We start from the raw sequence: 12,402 nt of genomic DNA, 5'->3' as shown, positions 1-12,402 counted from the left end.
GAACGCAGGAAAAAAATGGGGCGAGAGATCCGCCAAGCGGCCTACGATCGTACGTCATGAGCGTATACACGAGATGGAATCGGACGGATCCGGCACCAAAGCGGGCGGCTGAGTCAACGTCCGAGTTCTTCGAGAGAGTTGCCGGTCCTTTCTGGGACCAAGTTCGGAACGTGATCAACAAATGGTGGTCGCGCTTCCCCGACCATGCTCAGCCCGGTCTGCTCAGTCGGCTGCGGGACCGGAACTCCGACACGAACGTCTTCTCTGCTCTGTGGGAGTTGTACCTACACGAAATGCTGCTCGGTTCCGGATGTAGCGTAGAGGTCGAACAGCGCACTGGAACACGTGGCAACAGGCCCGACTTCCTGGTCACTCGTGATGACGAGCAGTTCATTGTCGAGGCAATTTGGAAAGTTGAGAAGCTGAGCGACGCTGGGTCCAACGCACTTCCGCCGCAGTTGACTGATGCAATCGACCGTCTGCCGAGTCCAAACTTCTTCGTGTCCTGCAAACTTCACAGCGCCGGATCGACCACGCCGCCCCAGAAACGGCTGAAGGCCGAGCTGACGAATTGGCTTGCAAGCTTGGATCCAGACCAAGTCATCGCTGACTATGAACGCAAGGTGCCGCTTCCCAAGCACACTTGGCAGGAAGCTGGCTGGTGCCTCACGTTTGAGGCGATCCCCCGGAGTCCCGGCAAGCGTGGTGATCCATCTAGCAGGACTATCGGCATCTACCCGTCGGCGTGGATGGTCGAAGACGGTTCGGAGCGAGTGCTCGACGCTGTCCGCAAGAAAGGCGGGAAGTACGGTGACCTAGAACTGCCGTTCATCGTGGCGGTTGGCCACGCAGCCGTCTTCCCCGAAGACGAAGACATTGAGAGCGCGCTGTACGGGAGGACGGTCGAGTACGCCTATGCCGGCGGATCGACATTCGGCCGATTGTCCGATGGCTACTGGACTGCCGCCGACAACCACGGACACAGCCGGGTCAGTGGCGTCCTCACCGTCGACAACCCAGCACCCTGGACCTGGACCAAGAACACTCCTGTCCTCTGGCAAAGCCCCAACCTCAACTCACTTCCGGCACCCGTCCTCTCTATCTGGGCGACCGCCCAACTGGCTGAGGTCCAGATCGAGCGACAGCCCGCGCTTGGCCCCGTCCACGCCGCACTCGGACTTCCCGAGCTCTGGCCGACCGGCGACGCCTTCCCTCAACGTCACCAGCACAGTCGGGAATGACCGCAGCGGCGCTGCTGCCCTCGGCTTCCCTGCCTAGTAACGTCAGAGGGCTGGAACATCGACCCCATTTGGGCCGTCCCCATGTACGCGGCAGCGTTCCGCTCATGTTCGGTGTTGCAGGGGACGCGATGTGCTTAGCCAACGAAAATCCACGCCACAGGGGAACCTGTCGCGCGTGATTCTTCACGTTGTCAATTGTCCGCGAAGATCGAGATCCGGCGCTTCCCGGATGACTTGGCAACCCTCAGCGCGATGAAGCTCTCTCGGAGAGTCTGTCCGATTCCGACGGAGAACGTGAAAACGCCCGGATCCTGTGATTCTTCGAGAGCTTCCATCAATGAGGCGATAGAATCTTCGGCGACTTGTAGAAGAACGCTATCTCCGCCCGACGATATGACGGTGACTCCGGGAAGCGTCGACGTATAGTCAACCAAATTGTGCACGACGTCGGCAATCATCTTTGATGTACGAACGAAACCCGTGACGTCATTAGCGAGTATGCGGGATTCGATTTTATTGCCTACGTCGTCACCGTCGATAATGGCGAACGCCAAGAGGGTGCCCCTTTCTGAGGCTGGTCATGTCCAAGCTAAACGTATTCGACCACTTTCGTGGAATTTGAAATAAGGGCCCCGAGTGAAAAAGCCAATGATGTGGGGCCTGAAATAAAAAGACGCCCCTCGGGGATGGATCCATGGGATGCTGCTTGGGTGGATAGATAAAATGACCAGTACTGGATAATGTCTTTTAGGAGCTCATTGTATGCGGATTTATCGTCGGGGAACGTGGGTGCTGTGCACTGGTAGATGAGTGCGCTGCTGCATAGGTCTTGAGGCCCGACCGCATACCTACCATTTTGTCCCTGTGTACCTTCTGCTGCATCTTTGGCTTCTGCGACCATAGCCAAATTATTTGTGATGTTCACAATGAGTGCATGTCGGTTAACGTTCTGTCCGCCGGTCGGGGATAGGGCGATGGTGTTCCGGCTGACAATGGGCGTAAGTTGATAGCTGCTCGGATTCGTCTGCGGCCCGCTTGGGGTTCCCTCCAGCGTCAAGGGTGGAAGAGGGGGATTTGGGCCCGCTGTTGATACTTGATGAACCGAGATATCCTTGAACTCAAGAATGCGCAGTCCTGCGCCTCGATTGCTATTGAAGATGCTTTGACCCAAGCGAAATGCATTAGCGAGACTGCATGTCAGGTAGAAGGATACGTGGCTTGAGTTCTTTGGTTCTTCTTCCTTGAGTCTTGCCTCAATCGCACGTTGGGTGAGATCGGCTCTAGCGTCTCCGGTCAAGCCTGGGTGTAGTTCGTCCACATTCACATAAAAGAAGCTGACGTGGTGGCTTCTTGTTGTGGAGGAATGTTCAATTAGGCGGGCGTCAGACCATCCCGAAGTGGGAGCGGGTTGTAGGAATACCGCCACTCCGACCCCGGTGCGGCCGTGAAGGTTGACCCAACTCGCCACCAGTACGAGAAAGCCGACGATCATTATGATCCAGAGCGTCCTTGTTTTTCCTGGAATCAACTTCAAGATTTCTGGGAACGTTCCAGCCACCAAAGCTGACCCCAGAGCGGCAAAGAGAGCGGAGAGAATCGCCCTGTCCTCATTGATTCGGCGGTAGCTCCTACGGATCCGACCAGCCATCAGTACCCCCGAAGCACTCTCTCGTACGGTTCGAGGGTCAAGATACCGGCCCACAGGACACCCAGGTGATGGCTGAGGTCAGTCTCAGTTCCAGTCTCGATTGATGTGGCGTCCGTCGTGCTCTGCACTCATCCACGAACGTCCAGCATGGCCCCTGACCTGTGAGAAAGGTTCGCTGCCGGATGCCTCCGGACTGCTGCGGAACAAGGTCGGACAGCTTGTAATGCGTAGGTCGTCGGTTCGAATCCGACAGGGGGCTCTGAGAGAGCCCAGGTCGCCCAAGACTCGACCTGGGCTTTTTGCTCGGCGGACCGCCCCTTCACATACCGTCGGCGGGGAGCCGGCGCGGGGGAGGAAGCGTGATCTGCGTTGCGGGGCCGGCGGCCTGGTGTTCGTGAACACCGACCCGATGCGGGGGCTGGCAAGAGGGGTTTCGATCGGGGTGCTTCTTCTCGGCTTGAAGGCGCTCCGGTCGTGCCGACGCCCCGGACGTGCCGATGTGCCGGACCTGAACGAGTCCTAGGGGCTCAGGACCGAGCGAGGTACTGGGCCGCCCGCGGTTCCGCACAACCTTGAGGGGTGGGTGGAAGTCTCCTTCCGCGACGTGCAGGTCACGGCCGCCGTGCACGCAGGGGAAGGGGACTTTGTGCGTTCATGGGGATCGAAGCTGTTCGGCACCGCTGTCGCGGTCACGCTGCTCGCCGGTTGCGGCGGGGGCGGCTCCGGCGCCGCATCGGAGCCCGCTCCGCGGAGCGCGCTGGTGGACGTGTTCGAGAAGCTCCCACCGGGCGGCCTCATGCTCATCGACTATCTCGACCTGCGCACGGTCCGGCCGCTGATGGCCCGGGACAAGGACTTGTACGCCTTCCCGCCGTACTACTACATCCATGACATGTACGACTTCCGGTCCCCGTCGGAGAGCGGGAACGATTCGCTGGTGGTCAAGGCGACGGCCAAGGAAACCTACGGGTACGACGAGACGGACGTGGACACCGCGGTCTCGTACGAGAGCGACGGAAACTACCTCACGGGCCGCTTCGACAAGAAGGCCATCGTTACCTCCCCCGCCACGGGGGGAGGGCTCGAGTTGCTCACGGACAGCGTCATCTATCGCATGATGAGAGTGCCCAGGGCAAGAGCTTGGCGGACGACCCGTCGTACGTCGCCGTGGCCAACTGCCTCGGCAACGTCTTCACGGCGAACTTCGACCGTAAATACCCGCGCAAGACCAGAGCGCTGCTGGCGGCCGTCGGCACCCGGATGGGCACCGACGGCAGGCCCGTCTCGAAGCTGTGCGCCCTGAGCGGCTCGCGCAAGGACGCCGACGAACTGGCCGTGATGCTGCGCGCGTTCACTGCGAAGGGCAAGCCGTTCGAGGGCGCGACCGTCGTGGTCGAGGAACGGGACAAGCCGATGGTCGTGATGAGCTGGAAGAACCAGGCGCGGCCCGGACTCCGGGTCGGCCAGCACCCCCTGCTCGGCTACGGGAAATGGAGCACCGCCGACTCCCAGCCCAAGTTCATTCTGGGAGACTGATCCGGTGTGAGGCGCGTCTCGCACTCACCACCGCTGAACGCAAAAGCCCAGCTCAGGCAAGGTCTGAGCTGGGCTTTCGCGTTCAACGGTCGTCAGGGTGTCAGGTTCTGACCGTCAGGTACTGCCAGCTGCCCCATGTGCTCACGTTGGCGGTGTCCTTCGCGCTGTGGGCGTATTCCGAGCGCACCCGGAATTTCTGGTTGACCGCGTGGGTGAGGCTCAGCCGCACCGCCGCCGTGCTCCTGGAGTCGAGCGTGAAGCAGCCCGAGGTGCTGAGCGTGTGCCAGGCGCCGCTGTAGTACTGCTGGACCTGGAAGTGCACGCACTGGCCGGCCTTGTTCGGCGACACGGTCGTGGTGACCGTCGGCTGCGCCGTGTGGTGGTAGACGCGGTAGGTGGTGCCGCTGTACGTGGTGGTCGTGTAGTAGCCGCTCAGGGCCTGCGCGACCTTCGCCTGGCCGCTCACTGCACGGGTGGCCGTGGCCGGGGCGTAGAGGTAGTCGCCCGCGTAGGACGCGGTGAACGTCGTATTGCCGACGATCTTGTACGTGGCCGTCAGGTTGCCCTTGCCGTCCACGGCGCCCGTCTTGAGCAGCGTCTTCTTGCCGCCGGCGGGGGTGGCGTAGAGCGAGACCGTACGGCCGTTGCTCGTGGTGCCCAGGTGGGCGGTGACGGTGGCCGTCGCGCCGTACGCGTAGGTCGAGGCGTTGGCGGCCACGGACAGGCTCGTCGTGGCGCGCGAGACCTGGACGGTCGCGGAGGCGGTGGCCGCCCGGTGGCGGGAGTCGCCCGCGTAGCCGATCGTGTAGGCGTTGGCGCCACCGATGGTGGGGGTGTCCTTGACGGTGATCCTGCCGTCGGCGGCCACGGGGGCCGTCCACGTCACGGGTGTCGTGGTGTGCGCCGCGTCCGTGCGGGTCACGGTGACCTTCTCACCGCTGTCGTACGGGCCCTCGCTCAGCACGGCGCCGAAGCTCAGCGCCTTGCCGCGCGTGGCGGTCGCGGGGGCCTTCAGCGTGAGCGCCGGGGCGTAGGGCGAGACGGTGAAGCTCGCGTCGTTCGAGACCGGCTGGTGCGTGACGTCGCCCCCGAACGACAGGCGGTAGGTGAACCACCCCGCCGTCCCCGGGGCGTCGGTGACCGTGAACGTGCCGGTGGCCGGGTCGAGCGGGGCCGCTGCGAGCTGGACCGACTCGTGGGTGTCCTCGTTCGTCCGGGTCACCTGGACGGTGTCGCCCTCGGCGAAGGGGCCGCGGGTCAGGTCGGTCATGACCGTGCCGGTGAAGGCCACCTTGCGCGGCGTCAACGAGCTGACCTCCGCGTACGGGCCGGAGGTTCCGGCCCTGGACACCCACACCTTGAGCGAGGTGGTCGCGGGCCGGTGCGTCGCGTCACCGGCGTACGACACCTCGTAGGTGTACCCGCCCTCGTCCTGGCGGGTGTCGGTGATGCCGAACGAACCGTCCGCGCCGACCGTGACGTCGGGCAGGCCGGTGCCGTCCCGGGTGACCTTCAGCGTGGCGCCGGCCGGCACGAAGCCGTGGCCGCCCACCGTTCCGTTCACGGTGAACCGCTCGGTGGGGATCGCGTACGGCGACGGGGAGTTCAGGGTGAGCGCGGTGTCCGTGAGCTTGGCGTCGCCGCTGACGTCGAGGGTGTAGGACCCGTTGGCCTGGGTGACGGCGTAGAGCGTGCGGCCGTCGGCGCCCCAGGCGAGGCCGTCGGGGGCGACGGTGCCGGCCGGGAAGGCGAGGTGGTTCTCGGCGAACTGGTCCGCCGCGTAGAGGTAGGCGCCCGCGCCCGAGCCCGCGGTGGCGCCGAGGGCGATCGTGCCGTCGGAGTCGATCGCGACCGAGTCGACGGAGGAGCCGACTCCGCCGGTGTAGTACCCGTAGGGCTTGGCGGCCATGAGGTCCGCCGTGCCGTACACGTACACGGAGGCCGACTGCGGAACGAGCAGTCTCGTGCCGTCGGAGGTGACCTCGACCGGGCCCGTCGTGGCGCCGCCGAGGCCCATGTCGACCTTGAGGGAAGGGGCCCCCGAGGAGACGTCGTAGGTGGCGATGTGGGTCATGGAGGAGTGGGCGTCCTGCGCCGCGGTCACCGCGAGCACCCCGCCGCCCGTGCTGAGGAGGGGGGTGCCCGGCCAGTGCGGCATGACGGGCTGCGGGGTCGGCACCGGGTCGGCGGCGGAGGGGTCCACCGAGCCGACGGTGCCCTTGCCGTCGTCGGCCGTGTAGCCGTACCAGAGTTCGCCGCCGGCCAGCGCGACGGAGACCGGGGCGCTGGCGGTGCCGGTGCCGATGCGGCCGGTCTCGGTGAGCGTCGCCGTGTCGATGACGGCGATCGCGTCGCCGTCGGTCAGCGCCGCGTACAGCGTCCCGCCGTCGGCGGACAGGGCGAGGCCGTCGGCGCCCTGCTCGCCGTCGATGGTGGTGACGGGGGCGCCGGACAGGTCGGTCACCACGATGCCGGTCGTACCGGCGCCCTGGCTGAAGAACAGGTGCTGGTGGGCTCCGTCGACCGCCATGTGGGCGTAGTGCGACAGGGGCAGCGCAGCCGTGGTGACGCCGTCGGCCCAGGCGGCGGGACCGGTGAGGCCGACGGCGGCGGTGGTCAGACCTGCGACGACGGATATCGCCGCCGCGAGCGAGACCTGCTTGAGGCGCATGGGACTCCTGAAGAGCGGGCGGACAGGCTGCCGTACGACGGAGCCTGTCGCTGACAGAACGGCCGGCAGACGGGTACCGGACACGCGTGAGACCGCTGACCTCGCCTTTTGGTTGTACGGCCGTGCCGCCGGATTTCGGGACCGCGTCGCCGGGCCCGGGACGCACCGCGGCCGACCGCCAACTGCTGGGCGGCCCAGCGGTTTGATGATCCCTCAGGGAGGGGGGACGCCCGGGGCGGGGGCCGGATCGGCTGATGGCCTGATCGGGCGCAGGCGGCGATGGCGGGATCGGGCGCAGGCGGCGATGGCCGGCCGGGATCGGGCGAGGGCGGCGCGGGGTGTGCGCCGCCCTCCGTCGTGCGGCTGTCTCGGGGTGACCGGCCGTCAGACCGTGAACTTGACCGCTTCGAGCCAGCGGTCGTTCTCCAGGGCGCCGCCGAAGATGTAGCCGGGGCGGGCGTCGGCGCAGCCCTGGGCGCCCCAGTCGAAGCCGTGGACCTTGGCCGACTGGCAGATCCGGCCGCTGCCGATGTTGATGGCGAAGCCCGACATCACGGGGGCGCCCTTCTTCGTGCTGCCGATGTAGTTGTTCCTGCCGTCGGCGATCACCGCCGTCCAGTTCGGCTCCCACGTGCCGCGTCCGTCGGTCGAGCCGGGCTTGTGCACGAAGGCGTTCGCGGCCGAGCCGCCGCCGCCGGACACCGCGATGTTGAGGGCCTTGATCGGGTTGTTCCGGCCCGAGGTGCCGGCCATCGTGCCGTCGCACACCGGCTTCTGCCAGCCCTGTCCCGAGACGTAGGCGCGGTAGCAGATGTGCCGTCCGGAGGGATCGTTCCGGGCGAGACGGTTCACGGCGGTGGCGGCGGTGTCCTGTGCGGGCTTCGCGGTCACCGTGGCCTGCGGCGGCCTCGCGGTCACCGTGACGGTGACCCCTCCGCCGCTCCCCGGGTCCTCGGCGCCCTTGGCACCCTTGGGTCCCTTCGACTCCTTCGCGCCCTTGGACTCCTTCGGCCCGGCCGACGGCGAGGCCGAGGAACCGGGCGATGGCGACATGCTCGTGGTCGAGGTGGAGATCGGCCCCGGCTTCTCGGCCCGCGGACGTCCGCTCTTCTCGTCGCTCGACCGGGCGGCCTGTGTCTGGCGGCTGCCGTCGTCCGACCCGCCACTGCCCAGGATCACCAGCGGCACGATGACGAGGGCTGCCGCGACGAGGGCCACCGGGCCGACCACCAGGGGCCTGTGGAGCAGGCCGGGTCCCACGTACTCGTCGTCCGACTGACGCGTTCCGTTTCGGCGGACGAGTTGCGGGGCGAGTTGCGGGACGGGCTTCGCACCGGGGCTCGCGCCGAGGTCGCCGCCCCCGCCGGGGGAGGACGGCGGGGGCGGCGTGGGAGGAGACGCGGATACGGATTCCTGCCGGCGCTGCCGTGCCAACGCGTACGCATCGACGTCGAAGCCGTCGTCGTCGTCGCCATCGCCATCGCCATCGCCATCGCCATCGCCATCGCCATCGTCGGCGTAGGCATCGTCGGCGTAGGCATCGACATAGGCGTCCGCATCGGAATCGTCGAATGCGTCTTCGTCGTCCAGATCGTCTTCGGCCCGGTCGTCGGCTTCCAGGCTGTCGTCGGCGTCCTCGTAGAGCGGCTCGTCGGGTTCCGCCTCTCCGGCGGACGCTTCGGCGGACTCCTCGATGAATCCTTCGGCGGGACCGTCTCCGGCGGTTCCGGCCCCCGAGTACGACGCAGCCGTGTTCTCGCTCTCGGTCGGCTCCGGAGAGCCCTCGGCCGGTTCCGGAGAGCCCTCGGCGGCCCGGGAGGGCTCCGGCCGCTCCCGCTGGTCCATCAGCGTGCTCGAACCGTCCGGGGCCACCTCGACGTACGCCACGTAGCCGGCGGAGGGGTCCGAGACGGTGGCGGTCACCGGGGTGCCGCGGTCCCGTGCGTATCCGTGCAGAACGTCGAGGATCGCGGCGTCGACCGTCACTCCGTCCGCCGCCGGTACGGGCTCGCCGTCGATGGCGGCCGTGCCGTCGCCGGAGATGACCACGGCGAAGCCGGGCGCGGGGGCCGGCTCTTCGGGCACGGCGGGTTCGTCCCCCGTGGTCTCTCCGGGTGTCTGTTCGCCCCGGCTCATGGCGCTTCCTTCCTGACGCGTCCGGCCGCGTGGCGCCTGCCGGGCCCGTCGCCTCGGGTCCTCGTAGCGCAACGGGAGCCGCCCGCGAACGGTTCAAATCCAGGACGGAGCGAGACGGAACCGGAAGGGCCGTGTGGCCCCTCGCACACCCCCAACTCCCCTTTGTGGAATGGAGTGTTCAGTAGAGTGCGGAGAGTGAACGCCTTTGAGGAATCCGTGCGCTTCGCCGTACTGGGGCCGGTCCGGGCATGGCGTGGTGAGCGGGAGGTGGACGTCGGCCCCCCGCAGCAGCGGGCCGTGCTGGCGGCACTGCTGCTCAGGCGGGGCCGCCCGGTCATGCTCGCCGAACTCCTCGACGCGGTCTGGGGCGAGGACCCGCCGGCCGCCGCCGTGTCGGTCGTACGGACCTATGTGTCGCGTCTGCGCAAGGAGCTGGAACCGGAACGGGACGCGGCCGACGCCCCCCGTCTGGTCGTCTCGGTCGGGGACGGATATCTGGTCCGGATTCCCGAGAACGCCCTGGATCTCGGGGTGTTCGAGCAACGGGTGGCCGACGCCAGGAGACTGCGCGCCGCCGGTGACCCGTCCGCGGCGGCGGATCTGCTGCACGCCGCGCTCGGCGGCTGGCAGGGTGCCGCGCTGGCCGGGGTTCCCGGGCCGCTCGCCGAGTCCGAGGGCGCCCGGCTGGACGAACAGCGGCTGGCCGCGCTGGAGTCGCGGCTGGACGTCGACGTGGAACTCGGGCGCCACGGCGAGGTGATCGCCGAACTGGCCTCGCTGACCGGGAAGTACCCGCTGCGGGAGGGGCTGTGCCGACTGCTGATGCTGGCGCTGTACCGGTCCGGACGGCAGGCCGAGGCGCTCGCCGCCTACCGCGCGGCACGCGCCACCCTGGTGGCCGAGCTCGGCATCGAACCCGGTGCGCCGCTCAGGGACCTGCGCGACCGCATCCTGGCCGCCGACGCCTCCCTGGCCGCCGACGCCTCCCCGGGAGCCGGGCCGTCGCGGACCACGGAACCGGAACCGTCCGCGCGCCCCGCCCCGCCCGTCACCGCGCACGCCGCGACCCCGGCCCAACTGCCCGCCGACCTGCCGACGTTCGTCGGCCGGGAAGCCGAACTCAGCCGTGTACGGGCCCTGTTGCCCGACGGGGACAAGGCCCCGGCCTCGGTGGTGATCAGCGCCATCGGCGGGATGGCCGGCATCGGCAAGACCGCCCTGGCCGTGCACTGGGCCCACGAGCTGACCGGCCGCTTCCCCGACGGACAGCTCTACGTCAATCTGCGCGGCTTCGATCCGACCGGGGTGGTGGTGACGCCCGAGGACGCCATCCGGACCTTCCTCGACGCGCTCGGCGTCCCCCCGATGCGCATCCCCGCGAGCCTCGACGCCCAGGCCGCTCTCTACCGCAGCATGCTCGCCCGGCGACGGGTGCTCGTCCTGCTCGACAACGCCCGCGACACCGAGCAGGTCCGCCCGCTGCTGCCGGGCTCTCCCGGCTGCCTGGTCATCGTCACCAGCCGCAACCAGCTCACCGGACTCGTGGCCGGTGACGGGGCGTACCCGCTGACGCTCGACCAGCTGACGCCCGCCGAGGCGTACGACCTCCTGGCGAGCCGCCTCGGCCCCGGCCGGCCGGCCGCGGAACCACGGGCGGTGGACGAGATCGTCGAGCGGTGCGCCCGGCTGCCGCTGGCGCTGTCCATCGTGGCCGCGCACGCCGCCGCGTACCCCGGCTTCCCGCTCAGCGCCATCGTCGACGAGCTCCGTGAGAGCCACGGCAGCCTCGACGCGTTCGCCGGGGGCGACGACCTCACCACCGACGTACGGGCCGTCTTCTCCTGGTCGTACAAGGCGCTGTCCGCCCCGGCCGCGCGCCTGTTCCGCCTGCTGGGCCTGCACGCGGGGCACGACGTCTCCGCGTCCGCCGCGGCCGCGCTCGCGGGGCTGCCGCCCCGGGAGACCCGTGGCCTGCTCGTCGAGCTGACCCGGGCCCATCTGCTCAGCGAGCACTTCCCGGGCCGCTACACCCTGCACGACCTGCTGCGCGTGTACGCCGCCGAACGCGTCCGCGCCGAGGAGGCACCGCGGGAGCGGGACGCGGCCGTCGAGCGGCTGCTCTCCTGGTACCTGCACAGCGCCGACGCCGCCTACCCGCACATCACCCCGCGCCGGCGCCGGATCCCCCTCGATCCGCCGCCCCCGCTGTGCCGGCCGCGGGAGTTCACGACGCACGACGAGGCCCTCGACTGGTGCGAGCGGGAACGGGCCAACCTGGTCAGCGCGGTGCACCAGGCCGCCGCCTCCGGGCAGCCGGGCATCGCGTGGCGGCTGCCCGCGGTCCTGTGGGGGTTCTTCTACCTCCGCAGCCACACCCACGACTGGCTCGACACGGCCGGCGTGGGCCTGGCCGCCGCCCGTGCCGCCCAGGACCGCGAGGGCGAGGCCCAGGGGCTCGCGGACATGGCGGCCGCCCTGCGCAGCTCGGGCCGGTTCGACGAGACGATCGCCCACCTGCACCGGGCGATGGCCGCCTACGAGGCCCTCGGGGACGACGACGGCACGGAGTCGGCCGTGGCCAACCTGGGCGACGCCTACCTCCAGTCCGGGCAGCTCGACGAGGCCGTCGAGTACATCCGGCGGGGGCTTGACTTCGACCGGGGTGTCGGCGGGGCCTGGGGCGAGGGGATCGCGCTCAGCAACCTGGGCGACGCCTACCAGCGGCTCGGCCGCTTCGACGAGGCGGTCGCGATCCTGGAGCAGGCGCTGGTCGTCCTGCGCGTCAACGACAACCGCTGGGTCGAGGGCATCGCCCTGGACATCCTCGGCACCGTCCACCGCCGGCTGGGCCACCACGACGACGCGGTCGCGCACTACCGCCGGGCGCTCGGCACCCACCGGGACATCGGCAACCGCTGGGGAGAGGGCCACACCCTCGGCAACCTCGGGGACGCCCAACTGGACGCCGGCGAACCGGAGGCCGCACGCGAGAGCTGGCTCCAGGCCCTGGCCATCTTCGTGGAGTTCGATCACCCGGACGCCGAGAAGGTCCGTGCGCGGCTCGGCGGCCTGGAGGACGGCCCGCCCGGCGCCCGCGCCCAGGAGGCGGCCGAGCCGGGGCGGAACGCCTGACATACGTCTCCTTCGCTCCCCGCGCCGCGATGTCCTCG

At 68.5% G+C, this 12,402-nt stretch carries 7 protein-coding genes; 3 read left to right on the top strand and 4 right to left on the bottom strand.

The genetic code is table 11. The features are described from left to right. The first annotated feature begins 170 nt into the window (after positions 1–170). Positions 171–1,241: a hypothetical protein gene (locus tag ACFWI4_RS12650; RefSeq protein WP_387194388.1), complete on the top strand. Its 1,071-nt coding sequence runs from the start codon at positions 171–173 to the stop codon at positions 1,239–1,241. A gap of 191 nt (positions 1,242–1,432) precedes the next feature. Here ACFWI4_RS12650 and ACFWI4_RS12645 read toward each other — a convergent pair whose 3' ends face one another. Both ACFWI4_RS12645 and ACFWI4_RS12640 read right to left on the bottom strand, forming a co-directional pair. Then, positions 1,433–1,795 carry a mCpol domain-containing protein gene (locus tag ACFWI4_RS12645; protein WP_387194385.1) on the bottom strand — a complete coding sequence of 121 codons (363 nt, stop codon included), beginning with the start codon at positions 1,793–1,795 and terminating at the stop codon, positions 1,433–1,435. 35 nt (positions 1,796–1,830) lie between these two features. Further along, positions 1,831–2,799 carry a hypothetical protein gene (locus tag ACFWI4_RS12640; protein WP_387194382.1) on the bottom strand — a complete coding sequence of 323 codons (969 nt, stop codon included), beginning with the start codon at positions 2,797–2,799 and terminating at the stop codon, positions 1,831–1,833. 1,230 nt (positions 2,800–4,029) lie between these two features. On the opposite strand from ACFWI4_RS12640, the gene ACFWI4_RS12635 reads away from it, so the two are divergent. Further along, entirely contained in the window at positions 4,030–4,425 is a 396-nt protein-coding gene (locus ACFWI4_RS12635; RefSeq protein ID WP_387194379.1) for a hypothetical protein, read from the top strand. 100 nt (positions 4,426–4,525) lie between these two features. Here the strand turns inward: ACFWI4_RS12635 and ACFWI4_RS12630 are convergent, their stop codons facing one another. Further along, positions 4,526–7,096, bottom strand: a complete 2,571-nt coding sequence (locus tag ACFWI4_RS12630; RefSeq protein WP_387194376.1) for a hypothetical protein — start codon at positions 7,094–7,096, stop codon at positions 4,526–4,528. A gap of 384 nt (positions 7,097–7,480) precedes the next feature. Beyond that, positions 7,481–9,232: a hypothetical protein gene (locus ACFWI4_RS12625; protein WP_387194373.1), complete on the bottom strand. Its 1,752-nt coding sequence runs from the start codon at positions 9,230–9,232 to the stop codon at positions 7,481–7,483. A 195-nt stretch (positions 9,233–9,427) separates the two neighbouring features. Here ACFWI4_RS12625 and ACFWI4_RS12620 point away from each other — a divergent pair, with 195 nt between their 5' ends. Then, positions 9,428–12,364, top strand: coding sequence for a BTAD domain-containing putative transcriptional regulator (locus ACFWI4_RS12620; RefSeq protein ID WP_387194370.1), 2,937 nt, complete (start codon positions 9,428–9,430; stop codon positions 12,362–12,364). The last annotated feature ends 38 nt before the right edge of the window (positions 12,365–12,402 follow it).

The sequence above is a fragment of the Streptomyces sp. NPDC127038 genome, assembly GCF_042725875.1.
Lineage (GTDB): Bacteria > Actinomycetota > Actinomycetes > Streptomycetales > Streptomycetaceae > Streptomyces.
This window is presented reverse-complemented; position numbering and strand designations above follow the sequence as displayed.